General features: G+C 48.4%; 14 protein-coding genes. 10 read left to right on the forward strand and 4 right to left on the reverse strand.

Features of this window, described 5'->3' with window-relative positions; translation table 11 throughout:
- Position 1 precedes the first annotated feature (1 nt).
- The 3 genes from nagB (at position 2) to NSQ38_RS11445 (ending at position 2,418) form a co-directional block, all read left to right on the forward strand.
- Positions 2-730: a glucosamine-6-phosphate deaminase gene (gene nagB, locus NSQ38_RS11435; RefSeq protein ID WP_339790493.1), complete on the forward strand. Its 729-nt coding sequence runs from the start codon at positions 2-4 to the stop codon at positions 728-730.
- Positions 727-1,941 (forward strand): N-acetylglucosamine-6-phosphate deacetylase, encoded by a 1,215-nt coding sequence (nagA, locus tag NSQ38_RS11440; RefSeq protein WP_339789287.1) that lies wholly within the window; start codon positions 727-729, stop codon positions 1,939-1,941. The genes nagB and nagA overlap by 4 nt, the downstream gene beginning before the upstream one ends.
- 105 nt (positions 1,942-2,046) lie before the next feature.
- Positions 2,047-2,418: a hypothetical protein gene (locus tag NSQ38_RS11445; RefSeq protein ID WP_339789290.1), complete on the forward strand. Its 372-nt coding sequence runs from the start codon at positions 2,047-2,049 to the stop codon at positions 2,416-2,418.
- Positions 2,419-3,006: 588 nt separating this feature from the next.
- On the opposite strand, the gene NSQ38_RS11450 is transcribed toward NSQ38_RS11445, so the two are convergent.
- From NSQ38_RS11450 to NSQ38_RS11460, 3 genes are all read right to left on the reverse strand, one after another.
- A complete protein-coding gene (locus NSQ38_RS11450) occupies positions 3,007-4,593 on the reverse strand; it encodes an oleate hydratase (protein ID WP_339789292.1) in 1,587 nt (528 codons plus the stop codon).
- A gap of 156 nt (positions 4,594-4,749) precedes the next feature.
- On the reverse strand, positions 4,750-5,385 hold the full coding sequence (locus tag NSQ38_RS11455) for a TetR/AcrR family transcriptional regulator C-terminal domain-containing protein (RefSeq protein ID WP_339789294.1): 636 nt from the start codon (positions 5,383-5,385) through the stop codon (positions 4,750-4,752).
- Between the two features lie 1,143 nt (positions 5,386-6,528).
- On the reverse strand, positions 6,529-7,884 hold the full coding sequence (locus NSQ38_RS11460) for a dipeptidase (RefSeq protein ID WP_339789297.1): 1,356 nt from the start codon (positions 7,882-7,884) through the stop codon (positions 6,529-6,531).
- Positions 7,885-8,099: 215 nt separating this feature from the next.
- Between NSQ38_RS11460 and NSQ38_RS11465 the strand changes: the two genes are divergently transcribed.
- The 7 genes from NSQ38_RS11465 to NSQ38_RS11495 all read left to right on the forward strand — a co-directional run bounded on the left by NSQ38_RS11465 (position 8,100) and on the right by NSQ38_RS11495 (position 20,857).
- Positions 8,100-10,505: an AraC family transcriptional regulator gene (locus tag NSQ38_RS11465; protein WP_339789299.1), complete on the forward strand. Its 2,406-nt coding sequence runs from the start codon at positions 8,100-8,102 to the stop codon at positions 10,503-10,505.
- 348 nt (positions 10,506-10,853) lie between these two features.
- Positions 10,854-11,768: a sugar ABC transporter permease gene (locus tag NSQ38_RS11470; RefSeq protein ID WP_339790495.1), complete on the forward strand. Its 915-nt coding sequence runs from the start codon at positions 10,854-10,856 to the stop codon at positions 11,766-11,768.
- A gap of 12 nt (positions 11,769-11,780) precedes the next feature.
- The gene (locus NSQ38_RS11475; protein WP_017692544.1) at positions 11,781-12,668 is read left to right on the forward strand and encodes a carbohydrate ABC transporter permease; all 888 of its coding nucleotides are present in this window, start codon (positions 11,781-11,783) and stop codon (positions 12,666-12,668) included.
- A gap of 18 nt (positions 12,669-12,686) precedes the next feature.
- Positions 12,687-14,192, forward strand: a complete 1,506-nt coding sequence (locus NSQ38_RS11480; RefSeq protein WP_339789301.1) for an extracellular solute-binding protein — start codon at positions 12,687-12,689, stop codon at positions 14,190-14,192.
- A gap of 237 nt (positions 14,193-14,429) precedes the next feature.
- Complete coding sequence (locus NSQ38_RS11485; RefSeq protein ID WP_339789303.1) at positions 14,430-17,783, forward strand: glycosyl hydrolase; 3,354 nt, start codon at positions 14,430-14,432, stop codon at positions 17,781-17,783.
- A gap of 17 nt (positions 17,784-17,800) precedes the next feature.
- Positions 17,801-18,622: a polysaccharide deacetylase family protein gene (locus NSQ38_RS11490; RefSeq protein ID WP_339789306.1), complete on the forward strand. Its 822-nt coding sequence runs from the start codon at positions 17,801-17,803 to the stop codon at positions 18,620-18,622.
- A gap of 57 nt (positions 18,623-18,679) precedes the next feature.
- Complete coding sequence (locus NSQ38_RS11495; protein ID WP_339789308.1) at positions 18,680-20,857, forward strand: glycoside hydrolase family 88 protein; 2,178 nt, start codon at positions 18,680-18,682, stop codon at positions 20,855-20,857.
- 191 nt (positions 20,858-21,048) lie between these two features.
- Here the strand turns inward: NSQ38_RS11495 and NSQ38_RS11500 are convergent, their stop codons facing one another.
- Entirely contained in the window at positions 21,049-21,924 is an 876-nt protein-coding gene (locus NSQ38_RS11500) for a DUF72 domain-containing protein (protein WP_339789310.1), read from the reverse strand.
- Positions 21,925-22,070 lie beyond the last annotated feature (146 nt).

Below are 22,070 nucleotides of genomic sequence, written 5' to 3' on the forward strand. Positions count from 1 at the left end.
GATGAATATACGAATTTTTGAAAATGAAGAAGATTTAAACGCCACGGGTGCTGGCCTCATTGCCAGCTTGTTGCAGACCAAACCACGGGCTGTATTGGGGCTTGCGACAGGAAGTTCTCCTGTGGGCATATATAAACAGCTTATCACGTTGTACCAGAAGGGGCTTGTCAGCTTCTCACAGGCTTCTTCTTTTAATCTCGATGAGTATGTTGGACTTCCAACAGAACATCACGAGAGTTACCGCAGTTTCATGAACGAACAATTATTCAAACATATCGATATAGATATTGCTAGAACGCAAGTGCCTGATGGTCAGGCTGCCGATCTGGAACAGGAATGTAATTCCTATGAACAACGGCTGGACGATCGTGGACCTGTAGATCTGCAACTGCTTGGCATTGGACATAATGGTCATATTGGCTTCAATGAACCGGGAACTGAACTTACAGGACGAACACATGTCGTGGATCTGAAAGACGAGACGCGAAAGGCAAACGCACGTTTCTTTGACAGCATTGATGAAGTTCCGGCTCAAGCGATTACGATGGGTGTCGGTACCATTTTGAAAGCCAAACAAATTCTGCTCATTGCCCGTGGCGAGGAAAAAGCCGAGATTATTCGCGAAGCGTTCATGGGCCCAATCACAACGGCCTGTCCTGCATCGCTTTTGCAATGTCATCCAAATGTGGTGGTATTGCTGGACCGTGCGGCAGGGAGGCTGGTGAGATGACCGGAGCGAATAGCCATGAACCTGGGAGACAGCGTGATGAAAATATTTCTCTTCTTCGGGGCAAGTTGCTCCTTGCAGATGAAATGTTGGAAGACGGTGTAATAGCCTGGAGGGATGGGGAAATCCTTTATGTTGGGATACCGGAAGGTCTTCCTGAACAGATTCGGCGAGAGGCTTTGCCGCTGTCTGTACCGGAACGCGGCCTCATTGTGCCTGGATTCATTGATATCCATGTGCATGGTGGGAATGGAGAAGACTTTATGGACGCAAGCCCTGAGGTGTTGGACAAGATCACTTCTTTCCATAGTACGCAGGGCACAACAGCGATGCTTGCGACTTCCATGACGGCTCCAAAAGAGCGACTGGATAGCGTACTTGCTGAAGTGGAACGCTACCGTTCGAGTGAAATGCCATATGCACAACTTGAGGGTGTGCACCTGGAAGGTCCGTTCTTCAGTCCGAAATGGCCTGGTGCGCAAAATCCGGAACATATCATGCTGCCTGATGTATCCTGGCTTGAAGCATGGGAGAAGCAATATCCCGGCCTTATCCGTCAAGTTACGTTGGCACCGGAACGTGAAGGCGCACTGGAAGTCATCACGTGGCTGCGAGAACAGCGGATTACAGCGGCACTCGGCCACACGGATGCGACCTATGAAGAGGTGGAGCGGGCAGTGGAAGCAGGACTTCATCATGCGGTACATACGTTTAATGCCATGACACCGCTACATCACCGGCTACCGGGAGCTGCCGGAGCCGTGCTGAGTGATCCACGTATCAGTGCTGAGGTGATTGCTGACGGCATTCATGTGCACCCTGCGGCGATATCAATCCTCGCTCAATTGAAGCAACATAACGATCAACTCGTGTTGATTACAGATGCCATGTCTGCTGCGGGACTGGATGATGGGGAATACAAGATCGGTGACCTGCCCGTAATCGTGAAGCATGGCGAAGCCAGACTGAAGGAAGGCGGCGCATTGGCGGGAAGTACACTGACGATGATTCGCGGTTTCTGTTATCTGGTTCAGGAAGTGGGTCTGAGTCTGAACGCTGCATCACGTGCAGCAAGTCTGACTCCGGCACGCCTGCTCGGCATTGAACACCGGACAGGTTCCTTGGCTCAAGGTAAGCAGGCAGATATTGTTTTGCTGAATGCGGAGCTGGATATTGAGGGTGTATGGGTGAAGGGCAGACGGATTGGCGAGTAAGTTGTAGCGTGGAGTATTTGTGGAGAGGCAACACCTTGCGCAATATGTTAAAATAGATCTCAAAAAGACGGGATCTGCGGATCACGCATAACGGAGGCGTGAAACATGGAACGTAACGCTATGCTCGAACATGATCCGTTCATCACAGTGTTGGCGGAGAAGTTGCACATACACGGATATTATGCCTTTTATGGCGAGCATTACAATGAGACCGATATGGAGCTGTACCGCAGGCATCTGTTTACATCATTCAGCAACATCGTATGGGTAGAGCTGGATGCACGCAAAAAGTATATGATTGTCGATCATCGTGGACGCAACACGGTCATGAAACTGATCGAAGGTATGCTGAACACACGCAGAACGCTGCGGGCAAACCAGGCAATGATAGGTACGGACACCTCTGGAGTCCAGCAGGAGATCGCACATTTATCCAAGCTTGTGCACATGCTGAAGTTCACAACATTCCGCACATAAGTGAAGTGTGATATGTAGGCTGTAATAAGCGGCGTGAGTAGGAAGAGTAGAGTATAATATGTGGCTCTCATAAGCGATGAGTAACAACGCAAAAATGAAGAGTAACACCATGAACAACCACAAGAGTATACGTGAGTAACATGGAAGAGTAATAAGTTAAGTTTCAAGGAAGAATAGACTAGGATTCGACAATAACATTTCACTACGATTCCATTCTCATAAGTAGTTTTCTCCGTAGGCCACGTAGCGCTAACGAATCTGTGAAGCCTTATTCCAATGATTTGGCAGTGATAGAAAATGTAACGAATCTCAGACACGCTATTTAATGCAATTTAGCGATATTTCGGTACTTAAACATGTCTGCAGCGTAAATAAGATGTCTACGATTCGTTAGATTTTCAAACCTGCGATATTTCAAGTAATAAGGCTTGTCAGGTTCTTTAGACGACAGTTGGCAATCTCGAGTAAGGTTATGTGTCGGGCTTAGATAGTAAACGAGTAAACGAAAGAGAGAGTCCTGTCATAGCTGACGGAACTCTCTCTATTTGCTTTATACAATTCAACAACACACATTCTCTATATAAGCAATTATCTAAACGAAGTCACAAAACTGCTGAACAGCGTCCGAACATCATACTGATACTTGTTGATCGGCTCAATTGGACGGTTCTCTCCAAGCAAGGTGTAGACGGCGATCCGTGCTGCCCGGACTGAATATTCTTCGGTGAATACCACGTCATCGGGAATCTCGCAGAATTGGCTGATAAAGGCCAGGTTGGTGGAGCCTTCAGGCACAACCTTTGGTCTGTCGCTGTTCAGTCTAGGCATGAATTGGGCTGTAATGTAAGGCATCATGCATGGAATGCAGTTGGCGGTCGCCATGATCTCCTCTTGATGTTCCTGGAAATGAAGATGTCCAATCAACTCCTGCATAATCTCTTCCCCGGTACAGTCGCACATTCTTTTCTTCACGTAATCGCCCACGTTATCCGGATATAATCCGTATCCCCAGAATACTTTTACATGCTCCGGCTGACCGCGGAAGTGCGGTTGAAAGGCTAGAACAACAGACATGAACCAGCTGGAATCCTTGAAAGTAACCAGAGCGCCGGTACCTGCCCGGTTGCGTGTGAATTTCTCCATCAGATCAAAGAAGACCGAATCCTGGAAGGTGACCGTAAACGATTCCCATTTGGACTCATCCACATGATCATTAAAAGAAGAAGGGTTGCCCAGCATCGGTTTCTTTGCGGCAATGTTCTCCCACAGCTTCCATGAGCTGCCCTTGCCGTTCAGTTTCGGTGCGGAGGTCATGGAGCCGATATCGGCCCCTTCGGTCATCGAACCGTTTGTGACAATGACCAGATCGCCTTCATTGATGTCGATAATCTCCTCGGCACCGTTGCGTCGCACATGCATCCGACTTACCGTAATGCCGTCGCCGTCTTTGAAATCCAGATCAGTAACCGTGCATTTCAGCGTGAAATCTACGCCAAACGGTTCCAAATATTTATGCAGTGGCAGGATGATCGAGTCATACTGGTTGAACGGTGTGCGGGTAACACCTTCCAGCGTCTGAATTCTCGGGAATTCGTGAAAAAAGCGAAGCATGTATCTTTTGAATTCCACGGCGCTATGCCAAGGTTGGAATGCAAAGGTGGTCGCCCACATATACCAGAAGTTTGTTTTGAAAAAATGAGGACCAAACCAGTCGTTGATGCGCAGTTTACCCAGCGTGTCTTCAGGAGTAATAATCAGTTTACCCATCGCCAGACGGTCCGCCATATCAAAGCCCATCGAGAGCACATCTTCAACCTTCCCGTCACGGTTGATGAGCCGTGCATTGGAATGTGTGGGATTGGCATCGTCAAATTCGGTAATTTCCTGTCGGACAGATATGCCCGGACGGTCGATGGAAGGGATGGAAGCCAGCAGCTCCCACAGATTCTCATAGGCCTCGTCATTGAGCATTCGCCCGCCGCGGATGATATAACCTTGATCGGGATTACCAGCACCGTCATTGCTGCCACCGAGAATTGGCATTTCTTCGATAATGTGAATGTGTTCTCCAGGAAAGCCACAATCTCTGACCAGATAAGCTGCACCCGCCAAAGATGCAATGCCGCCCCCTACAAAATAGACCTGTTTATTACCGTAATCTTTCTTCACGATCATTCGCCTCCAAAAGGTTCTGTAATCACATCCCTAATGTAAACTTTGCAGGTCCCGTAAGGTATGATCAAAAGAACGGGAGTGTCTAATTTTTGGTCACTTTTGGAAAAGTGTCTAAAACCTAGGCTTAGATCACATATGAAAAAAAGCCGCGCATCCTTAAGTGGATGGCAGCTTATTCTCATACCTGTGCAGTGCCCTCAGGACACTGCCTTCGATCAGCTCACTGAGCTTCTCGATAATATGTTTGGGAGGTTCTCGCATGTCGCCCCTCATCCATTGGATGATCAGCCCCGTGAAGGCCAAGGTATAGAAGTTGGCGACGAACTCTTTGTCCTCACTGCGGACCTTAATCCCGCAGGCGAGTTCATCAATAACACCCATGATCAGATCATGGGTTACTTCATAGAGGTATGTGTCCAAGTGGGTACGCCCGAGCGAGTCGAGTGTGTTGCAGCAGAACGTTTTGTTGTTCTCGATGTAACAAAAGATTTTATGGAATCCGTCCGTCCATGTACTGTAGCTTCGGTACTCCGTAAGGCCCTCCACCGCTTCAGTCTGATAGATCCACCCAAGCAGCGCGTAAATATCCTGAAAATGATAATAAAAGGTTTGCCGGTTCACGCCGCAATGGTCAACCAGATGTTTGACCGTAATCTTGTTCAGTGGAGTATGCTCCATCAGTGATTTAAGCGAGTGAGCCAACGCATGTTTGGTTAGGTGAGAAGCAGACACAACATTCACCTCATCATTTTGGATTAGCTTGCGGGGGCACAACAGCAGGTAAACACTCATGGCAAAAGCCCCGCGCCGAAGTCGCTTAACATAAGCAGATCAAAACGCAGGAATCCTGCAAGATCCTCCATCCACAAATACCTCTGTAGCCATCAACAATATCCGTTACCCGATCCACATCATACTCCATAAGGGTGCATCCTAAATATTGAATATCAATCGCTTCAAATAAACTCCTAAAGGCCACTTGTATTGTCTCTATCACAATCCCTTAAAAGTTAGCCGTCGTCTAAAACCAGTCACAATAAAGAGCAACCATGGTAAAAGCCTGAAACCTAGTGAGGAGACGTAATTAATCTAAAAAAACCGCCGATAAGGTCTCGTAAGTTATCTCCAATACACTAAACCATTAAAAGAGAGACCTCGTCTATAAAATCAGTCATAGGAACAACGATAACGAAGTTATTGAGAAAAAAACGAAAAAAACGAAAAAATCTAAAAAGTGTTCAGCAGCCCATCGTTAAGGTAATCTATCACACTAACCCATCAAAGTGAGACCCAATCCTTCGAAGCAGCCGCGCTAAAGCTACAACGTAACGATCAAGACAAAATCCAAAGAAACGGCCTAATAAGGTCACCATGTTTTTATCTCTAATACACTAATCCATTTAAAAGTAAGTCTGCATCGTCTCCATTCATAAAAAGCAGCCATGAAAAAAACTACAATTTCACCAAAGAACCAAAGAACCAAAAAACCAAAGAACCAAAAAACCAAAGAACCAAAGAAACAAAAAACAAAGAAAAAAGAAACAAAGAAATAAAATAAATAACAAAAAAGACGACCCGAAGGCCGTCCTTTTGTTCTCCCCATTATACTAACCATTCAATAGTTAGGCTCAATCCTAAAATCAGTCATGCGAGAAGCTGCAACGTAGTGAAGGGGACGAAATCGATTCAAACAAAAACGATGACCTGTAGGCCACCGTTTTTGTAATATCTATCTGCCCCTATTCTTTATGAAGTTGAATAAATAATTTACACGTTAACGGAGAGGGGAGAAAAAAGCTGAAGAAGCGGAGCGTTCGCCTTTATCACCCGAATTTCTCCCTTTAGAAAAGGGGATCAAAGAAATCGGGGGATAACAGCGATCGGAAGCTTATTCTCCCCGCGTAGTGACCTCCGTGTAAGAGTATTTTTTAACTATTACAAACTCTTCAAAAACTGAACAATCGTCAACAACCCTTTATCAAAGTTCTCCAGGTTGAAGTGCTCGTTCGGAGCATGCAAGTTCTCATCCGGCAAGCCAAAGCCCATCATAACAGCAGGGATTTCGAGTACACGTGAGAGTTTCTCAACAATCGGAATGGAGCCGCCATCTTTGGTAAAGAGGGCACGAACGCCATACACGTGCTCATACGCATCTGCCGCTTTTTGCAGAATTGGATTGGAAGGATCGGTGTTGAAAGCAAAAGCTTTTTCAATCTGTTTCACATGCAATGTTGCACCCGGTTGAACGTTAGCGCGCAGATGTGCTTCAATACGATCCAATACATGTTGTGGATCTTGATCCGCAACGAGGCGGCAGGTGATTTTGGCATGAGCTTCCTTCGGAATAACCGTTTTGCTGCCTTCGCCCTGGAAACCACCCCATACGCCGTTCAGTTCCAATGTTGGACGAGCGCCAACACGTTCCACGAACGAGTAACCTTCTTCGCCGTACAATTGCTCCAATCCGAGGTCTTGACGAAGTTGTTCTTCATTGAAGCCCTGTTTCACAAATTCTTCTCTCATCTCAGGAGATAGTGGCAGAACGCCGTCGTAGAAACCATCTACACTCACACGGCCTTGCTCATCATGCAACGAAGCGAGCAGGGATACGAGTGCGTGCAGTGCGTTAGGTACACCACCACCAAATGAACCGGAGTGCAAGTCGGTATTGGCTGTGTTCAGATCTACGTGAAGCGAGCAGAGGCCGCGCAGGCCAGTGGAGATCGCCGGTTTACCTTTTTCAAGCAGGGACGTATCCGAGATCAGTACCATGTCTGCACGCAGCTTGTCTGTATGTTCATTCAGATAGATGGGCAAGTTCGGGCTGGAGATTTCCTCTTCGCCTTCGATGCAGAACTTGATGTTAACCGGAAGTTCTTTGTTTTCGGCGAGAATGGCTTCTACTGCCTTGATATGTAGGAAAATCTGTCCTTTGTCATCCGTCGCACCACGGGCGAACAGCTTCCCATCACGAACGGTAGGTTCAAAAGGAGGTGTCTCCCACAGGTTAAGCGGATCAACTGGTTGTACATCATAGTGTCCATAGATCAGCGCTGTCGGTTTGCCGGGTGCATGCAGGTGATCTGCATAAACAATCGGATGTCCAGCCGTTTGAATGACCTCTACGTTTTCCATGCCTGCACGTGTGAGCGCATCTGCTGCCCATTGTGCTGCACGATTAACATCCTCTTTATGCTCGGAAATGGCGGAAATACTTGGAATGGACAACCATTCATTCAGTTCTGCCAGGTGTTTTTCTCTATTTTGTTCAAAATAAGTCTGTTCTTTCATTAAAAAGGCCTCCTTCATGTTTGCTTTATCTCATTGTAATCCATTTTGTCATGTTAATAAAACATTGGTTAAAAAAATGATCGGTTACAGATCGTTTCATTCACCTGAGGATTGTGCGTATAATACAAGAAAAGGATTTCATCCATATATTCTCAGGGGAGTTGAGGAAGTTTCCATGACAGTCAGACCCGATGCAAGCAGGCAGGTGAGCAGCGATGGAACCGACTAGGAGCGATCGAATATTTGGCAGATTCAAGCGATTATCCGATCTGAAGGCTGGAAGGCATAAAGGACGATTTTATCGAAACAGCCTGATGCTTATTTTACTCATTGCCAGCATTCCCGGACTAATCACAGGTATCGTCATGTATCAACAGGTTGTTGGCCGGATGGAAACCGAGTTCAATCAGATGCATCAGAACCAGATCGAGAACCGGGCACGCAATGTGGATGACCAGCTGGCTTATCTGGAGATGAACTTATCCCATTGGGCTTTTGAACCGAGGTTTGGCAATGCTTTGCGAACGCTGGATTTTGTATATTATTTCAATGAAACGCAGGAGATTGTGACTACCTTATACGTATTACAAGGTTCCCATCCACTGATCAAGTCAGCACAGCTGTATTTGCAGGAACCAAAGCCAATCTTGTTTAATCGGGATTATACCGAATTGAACGATGAAGCCAAAGTACAAGCCTATGATCGATACCTTTCCATGGGGAACCACGTGTACTGGACAGACTGGGTTTCCAGCATCAACAGTGATACCGCAACATCGACCAACGATAGTCCACTGCATACGGATGCAGGCAATGCACTTGTTCTAGTACATAAGATACCAGGCGAGAGCATTAATCCGTTTGGTGCACTGATCATCACGCTGGATAACGAGAAAGTTGCCAGTTTATTGAAAACGCTTACTCCTTATGACGAAGGTTTAACGTTCCTCATGGATCAGGAAGGTAACACACTGGTTACCGGAAATCCGGGAACGGCGGGAGAGACTTCTGCTTTTGAGCAGCAGCTAAAAGAAGAAGTAGCCCTGCATGCGGGCAGCCGCTCATTCCTGTTCCGATATGAGGATCAGACCTATTCTGTCTCATACGGTTCATTGAGTCGGATCGATTCAGACTGGACTTACGTCTCCGCAGCACCTTTGACATCAGTCACTTCGCCAGTTAAACTGGTGTCCAAAATCATCGTCATTGCCAGTATAGGCAGTCTCATCCTGGGATTATTGTTATCCTGGTTTGCTTCACGCCGCATCTATTCGCCTGTAGCGCGGATGCTGCATCTGCTTACGCCTGGCAGAAACGAAACAACACCAACGGATGCCAAGCTGGATGAGTTTGAGCTGCTGGAGCAACAGTGGAACGAACTGACCTCCCGCAGTGTTACGGCACATCGCCAGTTGCAGGAGCAGCTTCCCCATCTGCGCGACAGCTTTGTCCTACAACTTGTACAGGGGCATCTATATGCCTATAACGAGCAGGATCTCCAGCAGCGCATGCGTCATCTTGGATTTGAGCTGGAGGGCCAGCAGTATTTGCTGGTGCAGATGTATTTTACGGGGTACGAGCAACTGCAAGGCAGATTTGGGAGCCAGGACACGGGATTAGTCACCTTTGCAGCAGTGAATATCACTCAGGAAGTGGCGAAAAATTATTTCAGGCAGATCAGTGTCATGAACTTTCATGACTTGTCTTCCGCCATGCTTGTGATCGCTCCCCAGGACGAACCTGTGAAATCACAAGCGCTGTTATGGGGACAGGAACTGGTGGAGGTCATTGGACGTACGCTCAAAATGAAGGTGACCTTGATGGTCAGTCGCCCAGCAGCTTCACTACAGGAACTGCCCGGACGATTTGTCGAGATGGAACAGGCCGTGGCTTACCGCAGTGTGGAGGAAGGTAGTCAGATTCTCGATCTGGAGGATGAGGCGTGTTTCCGCAGAAATGAAGCAGCTTCCTATCCACTTGGGCTGGAACGGGAGTTGTTACAGGCGGTAAGGCTGGGCAAACAAGCCGAAGCAGAACGTGTGCTGGAACAATTCATGAGTGAGATTACGCGGACGGGCAGTACCGAATTTCAGGTGCAACAGATGATGCTTCAATTGCTCGGCAGTATTCAGCACATGATGCTGCAAACGGGTGTCACACCTTATAAGCTGTTTGGTGGTTACAACATGTATGAGCAACTATCCGGTATTCGTGAACCTGTACAGATGAGACAATGGATGATGAATGAGGTATTCATACCGTATATACAAGAGGTTGGGGTACGATCGCAGGAACCGCTGAAACTGGTGGTGGAACGAACGATGTTGTACATCGATACGCATTACCGCAGCGACATTTCGCTGGAAAACTGTGCTGACGAGGAGCAGATGACACCCTATGCACTGAGTAAGGCTTTCAAACAGGTTTCAGGCATTAATTTTATTGATTATCTGACACGTGTGAGAATGGATGCGGCGAAGCAATTGTTACGTGAGACAACGATGAAAATTAATGATGTTGCGGCGGCTGTGGGATATCAGCACAGTTATTTTAATCGGATCTTCAAGAAACAGGAGGGAGTTACCCCGAGTCAGTATCGCGATCAATGGTTTGGACAATAACCTTTTATATCTTTGTCATTTCAGACCGGCATTCAGCTTTAACGGATGTCGGTTTTTTCTTTTTTTTACCGTGATACAAAGAAGGATAAACCCGCAAAAATGTGCAATTCTACCTGCTACGTTATGTTCAATTTCTTCTGGGAATGGCGTTATAGCGGGCTTTTCGGCCAATGAGCCGGAGCAATGCAAAAAATGAAGGTTGCCGGAAAAAGATCGGCTGTATAGTCTGAGTCTTAGGTTATTTGATAACGCTTACATCGTTGAGAAAGGGGAGACATGATGAACGGGAAGACGGACTGGAATACCAACGGCACTGCAACCACCCAAGCGGATAGGGCCACAAGGCCCATGAGACGAGAGTCTAATTGGAAAAGGCAGATCAAACGAAACAAATGGTTATATGTGCTTGTGCTTCCCGGCTTTTTGTACTTTGTCATCTTTAAATACTTGCCCATGTGGGGGATCGTCATTGCCTTTCAGGACTACCAGCCTTTCCTGGGCATCCGGGAGAGTAACTGGGTGGGGTTAGAGAACTTTACGAACTTTTTCTCCAACCCGGACTTCTTCCGACTATTACGCAATACATTGGTCCTTGCCCTGTATGATCTTATCTTCTTTTTCCCGGCACCGATCATTATCGCATTGTTATTAAATGAAATTCGAGTCGCTTTCTTCAAAAGAACGATTCAAACGCTGGTTTATGTACCCCATTTTGTATCCATGGTGATTATCGCCAGTATCACGTATGTGTTCCTGACCCCCCAAGGCGGGGTGTTATACGACCTGATCGCCTGGATTACAGGCAAGCCCATTGATGTACTCTCCAGTCCAGGTTCGTTCCGTCCGCTCATTATTGTGCAGATGATGTGGAAGGAGATGGGATGGGGCACGATCATTTTCCTTGCTGCCCTTGCAGGTGTCGATACGGAACAATATGAAGCCTCCATTGTCGATGGTGCAGGACGGTTACGGCGGATGTGGCATATCACACTTCCAGCCATTCGTACGACCATAGTCATTTTGCTCATTCTCAGACTGGGGAACTTCCTCGATACCGGATTTGAGCAGATCTATCTGATGACCAACTCCCTCAACCGCGATGTGGCAGATGTATTTGATACGTATGTGTATACGGTGGGGATTACGCAAGGTGCGTTCAGTTACAGTACCGCTGTTGGACTATTCAAGTCTGTGGTGGGGATTATCCTGGTGCTTGGCAGTAATAAACTTGCGAAAAAATTCGGCCATCCCGGAATTTATTAAGGAGGAGAGCCCATGAACAGCCGTCTATACAACAGCCCTGCCGGCAAGGTATTTGATATCTTCAATTACGTCATGCTGGGGATTCTGGGCATATTAACCGTCCTTCCGTTCCTGTATATTATAGGGAATTCTTTCGCAACGGAAGCCGAGATCACCGAACGCAGTTTTTTCCTCATTCCGAAGGTGTTTTCCTTCAGCGCGTATGAGTATATCTTCTCCTCGTCCACGATCTTTCGCAGTATTGGTGTTTCCATTTTCATCACGGTGGCAGGTACACTGGTCAATCTGTTCTTCACATTAACGATGGCCTATCCACTATCCAGAAGTGACTTCTGGGGCCGTAACGTCATGATGAACATGGTGATTTTCTCGATGTTATTTGGTGGTGGCATGATTCCAACGTATCTCGTCATTCGTGGACTGGGACTGCTCGATTCTTACTGGGCTCTTATGCTTCCTGGCGCGATCAGCGCTTTTAACTTAATCGTTGTCAAAAACTTTTTTCAGCAAATGCCGCCCGGGCTGGAGGAAGCGGCCCGCATCGACGGCTGTTCGGATCTAGGCGTGCTGTGGCGAATTGTTCTGCCTTTATCCAAACCGGTCATTGCCACGTTTGCCTTGTTCTACGCCGTAGGACACTGGAACAACTTTTTCTCGGCACTTCTGTACATTTCCGACAGTGACAAATGGCCGCTACAAGTCATGCTGAGACAGATTGTGTTACTCTCGCAAGCCAGTGTCGGAGATATGGCTAACATGGACCCCAATTTTGTACAGCCACCAGAGCAGTCGATTAAAATGGCGGTGATCGTTGTAGGTACCATTCCGATTTTGCTGGTGTATCCGTTTTTGCAGAAGCATTTTGCCAAAGGTGTCATGTTAGGTTCAATCAAAGGTTAAAGCCAAGGGGGAGAACGTATGGGACAAAAAACGGGATTCAAAAAAGGTGCACTGTTACTCTCTGCGTCACTGGTATTGAGTACAGTTCTGGGAGCATGCTCCACGGACAAAGCAGGTTCAGGAACCGCTGCGGGTGGAACCGACGAAATTACCATTATGCTTCCGAACTTCGAAGCGGAGAATCCGCCGGAGAACAGCCCGGTCATCCAGAAGCTTGAGGAATTGACCAAGGTGGATGTGAACTTGCAGTGGGTGCCGAGCAGCTCGTACGAAGACAAATTCAACATCACACTGGCCTCGGGAAAGCTTCCTCAGATTATGGTGGTCTTAGGGAAGTCTCCAAGTTTTATCAATGCGGCCCGAACCGGGGCTTTCTGGGAGTTGGGTCCTTATCTGAAAGATTATCCGAATCTGAGTCAAATGAATGAAATCATCACCAACAATGCGTCAATCGATGGCAAAACCTATGGCATCTACCGGGCGCGCGCCCTGGGACGTAATGGGGTCACAATCCGCAAAGATTGGCTTGAGAATCTGGGGCTGGAAGAGCCAAAGACGATTGATGAATTTTACAATGTGTTGAAAGCGTTCACGAAGGATGATCCGGACGGTAACGGCAAGGATGATACGTACGGTCTGGTTGCCAGCAAATTCACGGGCCCGTGGGATAACATGCAGGTATGGTTTGGTGCGCCCAACAAATGGGGAGATGATGGCAGTGGAGGTCTGATCCCGGCGCATGAGACACCAGAATACATGGAAGCCCTGAAATTTTTCCGGCAAATCTATAGCGAGGGTCTGGTCAACAAGGATTTTGCGGTGATGGATGCAACGAAACTGCCTGATCCATTTGTGAATGGGCAAGCCGGTGTCATGGTGGATGTAGCAGATAATGCCCAGCGCATGGATCAGAAAATACTCGATAAAGACCCGAATGCGACAGGACGCGTAGATGTGTTGCAAGCGATGGAAGGTCCAAAGGGACTGCGTGATATGCCAACGTCTGGCTACTCCGGCTTGATTGCCATCTCCAAAAGCAGTGTCAAAACGGAAGAAGACCTGAAGAAGGTACTGAGCTTTCTGGATCAGCTGAATGAACCGGAATTGCAGGCATTGTTGTACAACGGACTGGAAGGCAAGCAATACGAGAAAAAAGAAGACTACATCATACCGAGCACTGACAAGCTGGCGCTGCGCGACCTGCAGGGTTTAAATCAGATTTTGATGTTTGTGCCAGAAGACAGAACGCTTCGTGTACAACAGACACCTGTCCGTGAAAAGGTTGCACAGGTGCAGAAAGCCAACGAAGAGATTGTCATCGCCAATCCTGGCGAACCGCTGATCTCTGATGTTTACGCTCAGAAAGGACCACAGCTGGACAATATCATCAACGATGCACGGATCAAATATATCGTAGGCCAGATTGATGAGAAAGGGTTCGAAGATGCTGTTGCTCTGTGGAAGAACAACGGCGGAGACGATTATGTCAAAGAAGTTAATGAACTGTACGCTGCATTGAAGTAGTCGTATAAGCCAGAGCCCGGCAGCCGTGCTTTCAGTGTAGCGGAAACAGCCGGGCTTTTTCTTATCGCTGTAATGACTAGATGCGCGAACCAAATTCCATCCAACTTTCTGGAAAATATGACTTCCTGAATATGGTTTTTGATGTATAATCAAAACAAAACAAACCTATTTGAACTGAAATGAACGTTATTGGTAAAGCTGGACGACCACTCTTGAACAGGCAGGGAGGAAGGCAATATGTGGAACGGGGATGCATTTGACAATCCTGAGGCGCAGTACCGGGTCCATCCCTTTTGGTTCTGGAACGGGGATATGGAAGAAGAACAGGTTAAGCGGCAAGTGGCTGAGATGGCGGCGCAAGGTGTAGGTGGATTCTTCATCTGTCCACGTCAGGGACTGCAAATTCCCTATCTGTCGGAAGCGTGGTTTGATAAGGTGCGGATTGCAGTGGAAGCGGCGGCTGCTCACGGCATGCAGGTATGGTTATATGACGAATATCCATATCCAAGCGGCATGGCTGGTGGGGAAGTGACCCTTGATTTCCCTGAAGCGAAGCAGCGTCAGCTGGTGCATCATCAGTTGGTGGTTCAGGGCGGAGAAGCTGTGGATCTGGAGTTGCCATGGGGACGAGTCTTGGTTGCCAAGGCGATTCCCAAAGATGACCAGGGCAAACGGTTGTGGCATGAATCCATTGACTTGCGCAGCAAAATCGGCAATATCCAGACCGATCAGGTGTATCAGGAGACCGGACTCACATCGTATAACCGCAAGCGGTTCTTCACCTACCGAACAGCGTTCCGCTTGTTGTGGGATGTTCCCCCGGGTGATTGGGAGTTGATTATATTTCAGGAAAAAGAGATCGATGATTTCAAATATTACGGCAACTTTGTTGATCCTTGCCACAAGGAAGCGATGAGTCGTTTTATTGAACTGACACATGAGCGTTATAAGTCAGCGGTTGGAGATCAATTTGAAAGCGTGATCAAAGGTATGTTCTCGGATGAGATTGCACCGCTGGGCCGTATCCCCTGGTCCCAACAGCTTCCCCGTTATTTCAGCGAGCGTTGTGGTTACAGTCTGATCGATTCGCTACCGGCCCTGATATATGGCGATGTTCCGGACGCGCATCGGATTCGGTATGACTATTACCAGTCACTGCATCTGCTTCTCCGGGAGTCCTATCACAAACAGGTGCATGACTGGTGTGAGGAAGCAGGAATCCAGTACGCAGCTGAGGTACCTGGTGTACGGATGACCACCCAGTTATTCAGCCATATGCCAGGTGGTGATTCGGCACATGAGAAAATCGGACGATCCTTATCGTGGATTCTGGAACGATACGGCCAAAAGATGCGTGACAATCCTAAGATGGTCAGTTCGCTTGCCCGGCAATTGGGCCGAAGCCGCAATCTGATTGAATGTTTTCACAGTGTAGGCTGGTCGATGACGCTACAGGATGCCAAGTGGATGATTGATCGCATGGCCGCCATGGGTACCAATTTTTATAACTTTCACGCCTTTTTCTATACGATTGGTGGGCTGGCAAAGCATGATGCACCGCCATCTCAATTTTTACAGAATCCCTACTGGAAGCATTTCCGGCAGTTGGGGGATTATACCGGACGTTTGAGCTATCTCATGAGCACCGGAGCAGCAGATATTCGTATTGCCGTGCTTGACCCAACGACGACATTCTGGAGTCTGATGGGGAATCCGCTGCATGGATTTGAGTATAGCGGCGAGGACGAATTAGAACGGGCGCAACTGGAGCGCCTGACGAAGGACTGGATGCGGATTACTACCCATCTGCTCGAAAACAGACGTGACTATGATCACCTTGATCCCGAATTGTTGGCTGAAGCTGACTTAACGGATGGCATCATTCGGATCGGCGTTGCCCGTTATGACGTACTGATTCTGCCACCGATGCTGAATCTGGAGGCCGCGGCCTGGGAACAGGTGAAGCGATTCGTTCGGCAGGGAGGAACTGTCATCTCTGTTGGGATGCCTCCACATATTGCGATTCAGCCGGGAAGTCCAGAGGGATATGAAGCTGCCGAGTTCTTTGGCGCAGGCGAGCAGCCGCAAGAGGTGTACTGGGGCCGTAACGTGACAACGGATCACGATAACCGTGAAACCATGTGGCATCAGGGTGAGGGGAATGCCTATTTTCTACCCGCAGGAACGGGCCAAGGAGATGACTTTTCACTGGAGCTGATCTCTCTCCTGCTCGATCAGGTATTGCCCGAACCCATCTGTTGGATCATGGAGGAGGAAAGTGCATCTCTGCTGATGCATACCCGTCAATTGTCGGCTGGAGAGCACATGGTTTTTTTGACCAATCAGGAGGGTCAGGACCTGAAGGGTCAATTGAAGCTGGTCGCCAGACAGCTGTGGGATGGAACGGAGCTGGCAGAGAACACTTGTCTCGTGGCAGAACGACTCGATCTGGAGACAGGACAGCTTCAGGCACTGCCGTATACGAGCAGTGGCGGGGAATGTTGTATTTCACTAACGCTGGCGCCTTATGAAGCGCATGCTGTACGCCTTACTTTACAACCTGTGAAGGAAGAGGAATTAACAACGAAGGTGGATGTTGCAGACAAAACAGGATCGACGTTCGGAGCGGATGTTTCGGTAGGAGCAAATCAAGCCTGTAAGATCAGAGTTCCTTCGGAAGGGCCATGGCGACTCGAAACGGTGCAATCTAACATTTTGCGAATGGGACAATTCCATCTTCAGGCTTCCAATGCTAATGGTGTGATTCTGGAGAGTCAGCATGTAACTGTGAAACCGTTTATTGATCAGGCGGCAGAATTATCGGAGCAGCAGCATCTGCCAGTCCAGTTTAATCAGGTATTTGGCACACCGAAAAAGGCATCCGTTGCTTACCCGATCGAGTGCCGATATACGACCACATTTGAGCTAAGAACGGCATTGCCTGCATGCCTGTTATTCATGGACAGAGCGGCGATTTCGGGCAATTGGTCGATGGAGATTAATGGGCATCTGCTTGAAAAGGAACAATTCGATCCAATCGAAATAACCGACCACAATAACATCGCTTGTGATATTACGGCGCTGCTGCACAGCGGTCTCAACGAAATGACGGCGATTGTGCAGGTAACGAAAGATGAGGATGGTATCGTTGATCCCTTGTATCTACAAGGTAGATTCGGCGTGGAGTTCCATCATGAAGGCATGGCTTCGCTTGTACGGGAGTCGGATACGGCCCTTCGCATCGGACCTGAACCGCAGCCGCTGTATCCCCATTTTGCCGGGGAAATGAGTTATAAACGCACGTTCTGGCTGGATGAGCCAGGGGAAGATATGACCACGTTTGAACTGGAATTTAGCGATTGGCGGGTGCAGGATGTGACGGAAGTGAGGGTGAACGGACATAGTCTTGGTGTGCGATGCTGGTCTCCGTATCGCTGGAAGGGAGAAGCCTCCTGGCTTCGTCCAGGGGATAACGACATTGAAGTGCGGATAACCAACACATTGATTGGCCTGCTGGAAGGTACGTATTTTGATTCGGAACATCATCGATTACAGGAGGCAGGTCATGTACCTGTTGAAGAATTGGGATAAAGGAGTGGAAGTAAGGGATGGGACATCGGATTCAGTTTGACCGCTATCCAGGCGGCCTGATGAAAGCGTTAACGCTCAGTTATGACGATGGAGTGGTGCATGATCGCAGACTGGTGGAGATCTGTAATCGGTATGGTCTGCGGGGAACCTTTAATCTGAACTCGGGTACCTTGGGTAATCCAGGCCGCATTGAGGCTGGGGAAGTCGCTGAACTGTATACGGGGCATGAAGTAGCCGTTCACACGGTTACTCACCCTACGCTGCCTTATGTTCCGAATGAACTATTGACCGAAGAGATTATCGAAGACCGAAAAGCATTGGAGCAGCTCGTCGGTTATCCGGTACGAGGCATGGCTTATCCCAACGGAGGGTACGACCGTGCGTTAAGTACAAAGCTGGAGTGGCTTGGCATCGATTATGCTCGTACCGTTGAATCACATGGCAGATACACGTTGCCAGACCGACCCCTTGAATGGCATCCGACCTGCCATCATAACCATGATTTGGCGGCGCATGCCGAACGTTTTATCCAACATTCCAAAACAGGTACGCCACTATTACTCTACGTCTGGGGTCACAGCTATGAGTTCAATGACAACGACAACTGGGAGATCATCGAACAGTTCGGTGAGCAGATTGGCGGCAGGAACGACATCTGGTACGCGACGAACATCGAAGTGATCGCCTATTGGAAAGCCGTACAACGACTGGAGTATTCGGCCGATCGATCCATCATCCATAATCCGTCTGCCATCCCGGTTTGGTTCACAGCGGATCAGCAGGTTGTTGAAGTGCAGGGCGGAGAGACATTGCGGCTAAGCGAACGAATCAAGGTATAAGGAAGGGAGCTGACGATCATTCGTTATTTTCATGAGAACGAGGCGATTGCAGGCAAGGTGTACGATTCAATTCCGGATATATTGACTACGGTGGCTCAGCGTTATATTGGTGATCATCCGAAACATTCATTTTTGTTCAGAGCCTATCATCAGGGAGGTTTCCGCAGGTTAGGGGACTATCGCTACGACCTGAATCTGCATGAGAAATGCGCAGAGGTGCGTGCAGGGCAGTACGTGTATGTATGGGGCAAGTTATGGAGCGAGCAGAATGCAACGTTAAATACGGGCCTGAACTGTTATAGTCCGGTGACGATCTATGTGAATGGTGAAGAGGTATTCAAGTCCGAGTTGTTGCAGGAGTTATTTCCCGAGCGAAGAACCCAGATTCCGATTTCCGTTAACTATGGCTGGAATGATGTATTGCTGTGTTTTGTAAAAACAGAAGTGGGATTCGGCGGTATCTACGGAACAGCTTCATTCAAAAATTTCCCGCTCCACTTCCTCACTCCTGGGGCAGATCGTCAGGGACAGGAGGGCTGGTTATATTCGGAACCCGTTGACGAACCTGTATTATCTCTTCCTCGTGACGGCATGACGGAAGAAGAGACGGGCCTTACCTGGTATCCACGCAAGGCGTGGACAGATGAGGAGCAGAGCGTGGGTTCTTTTGCCCGCATCTTCGGCACGGAACAACCGGCTGTTGCCTACGCATGGTCCAAACTGGATGTAACCTTGCCAGGATCAACGCCAATTATCTTAAAAGGCCGTCATGATGGAGCTTTGACCTTGTATGTGGATGGTACGGAAGTATACTCTGCTGGAAGCAGCGGTAACTTCCGCGTTGAACTTCCTCGCCGTTATGGTTCTTCATATCTGGTCGCGAAAGGGGAAATCCAGGCACTTGGTGGATCATGGGGATTCACGTTGGAAGATGCCGAGCGTTCGGGTTCCACAGGCTGGAGACTGAAATCACCTCATCCGGTTGCGGGGTGTTCTGACCCCTGGCTGTACACAGGTGTGTTTGCTCCCAATGCTGAACCATCCCACGCCGACATCGTGCGAACCGATACCGTTTTTGATGATGGCGCACAAGGTGTGTATTGGCGGGTAGATCTTCCTGATACGCATGTTCGTCCTTACCTGGAAAATACACATTACGGAAAGTGGAATTATCCGCTTGGCGTTACCCTGCTTGGACTTCTCCAGACGGGACAGGAATTGGGACGGGATGATTACATTCAGTATGTGCGGAAACATATTGAACTGAGCACTTCATTTGACCGCTATGGTCTGTGGGATCGGGAAGGGTACGGTGCGGCAGGGATCAATAATCAGCTGTCTGCCATAGATAGTCTGGATGATTGCGGTTCGTTTGGGTCTACGCTGCTTGCTGCGATGGAGTTTGGCGATATTCGTGGGGGAAGAGATACCGCGGATCGGATTGCGGGATACATTACGGATGAGCAGGAGCGTCTGGAGGAAGGTGCCTTTTACCGGGTTCGCGGCAGTGGAGAGATGCGTCAGGAGACGATGTGGTGTGATGACTTGTACATGAGTACACCTTTTCTGATGCGTTATGGTCAGTTGACAGGAGATAGGGCGTATTGGGATGATGCGGTCAATCAGTTCCTGATGTTCCGTAAGTATCTCTATCTTCCTGAACAACAGATCATGTCCCATGTGTATGATTTTGTACGAGGTCGGGCGACAGGTATTCCGTGGGGACGGGGTAACGGCTGGGTGCTCTTTTCATTAACCGAATTGTTATCCATCCTGCCACATGATCATGTGAAACGGTCGGAACTATTACAGTTCTATCGTGATTTAAGTGAAGGTTATTTAGCGTTGCAAGGGGAAAATGGGCTTTGGCATCAGGTGCTGAACCGCCCGGATTCGTATGAAGAGACCTCCTGTACATCGATGTTCATCTACGCCTATGCCCGTGGTATTCGGGAGGGCTGGCTGGAACAGCCTGAGCCTTATCTGGAGGCCGTACGTAAAGGATGGGAAGGTATGACGCGTTTGTCGATTGACTATAAAGGCAATATATACGGGGTATGCCGGGGTTCGGGGTACTCGTTTACCTCCTTGTATTATCGCGATGATCTGGGATGGAATCTAAACGATACCCATGGGATCGGCATTGTGCTCTTGGCTGGCATTGAGGCTCATAAAATGAACCAGAAGCTACGCAAGGTGTCTATCAATTCTTCGGTTACAGCCGCGCAGCGCTGATGTTTGACGCAACGGAACGGATGTATGTGGATAGCCTTCTATAGGTAGATTACCAGCTAAAGAAAGCGGCAATGCCCTCAGGCTTGCCGCTTTTAGTTTGTTTCCAATCCCGAATCTGATCTGCATAATAGCAATATATAAATACACTTACCTTCACCCAATAATATGAATAACTCCGTTTTTTGCACGCATTAAAATAGCTCTAGTTGCTCCGGTCCTTCTTCCTTCTCCGGTTCAGTACGGTCAGGAAAAGGCTTCACTGGCAGGTCCAGCAGGTCCATCATCATCTGGGCATTCGCCGCTGCATCGCCTCCGGAGTTGTTATTAAAAATAACATAGACATCCTTGCTCTGCTCCTGCAATTGCTCCAGATATCCTTTCCATTCCAACAATTCTTCCTTGTTGTAACGGTACAGGTAACGGGTCTCGCGCCAATTGGGCGCACCATTCTGATGCCAGCCGGAAACGTTGCGTCCATGCATGCGCACCAGCGTCATCTCCGAATCCGTGGCCTGTGGAACGATGGGAATGGAGCCTGGACCCGCCTGAGGTTCGTCACAGACGCTGTGAATCCACCCTTGCTCTTTCAGGAACGAAAGCGTCCGCTCGCGCATGTCACCTTCATACCAGCTACGATGACGGAATTCGAGGGCACACGGAATACCCTCCATTCGAAGTTTCACTTCACGAAGCTCTTTCACGTTGTCTTTATTGCACTCAAACCAAGGTGGATATTGAAACAAGGCTGCTTGCATCTTGCCGGCTTCAATGACCGGTTCCAGTGATTCCCGAAAAGCCTTATACATCTCTGACGTGCTGGTGAAGTAGGGCTTGCCCCGTAGATGTCCGGTCATTCCCTGATAGGCTTTGATGATAAAAGCAAAGGATTCGGGCGTCTCGGCAGCCCATCGTGCCATTCGATCCCGCGGCTGAACGGCGTAGAAGGAACTATCCACCTCCACGGTGGAGAAGTATTGTCCGTATAGACCGAGCTTGTCTTTGGCTTTGGTACGGTTTGGATAGAGATCTTCCTGATCCCCCCATCCGGTAAGTCCGATGCGAATCATAAGAACACCTCCTGTTGCTTTTTGAACAACTTCTTATAATTAACCGATTTACTGGCGTATGTCTAACATTATATCGTTTGCATTTTGGCTCTTCAATGTTGGAAACTTACTGGAATTTTTTGAGTTTGCAGAATAAAGACGTTACA

The organism is Paenibacillus sp. FSL R7-0313 (assembly GCF_037969885.1).
In the GTDB taxonomy this organism is placed as follows: Bacteria; Bacillota; Bacilli; order Paenibacillales; family Paenibacillaceae; genus Paenibacillus.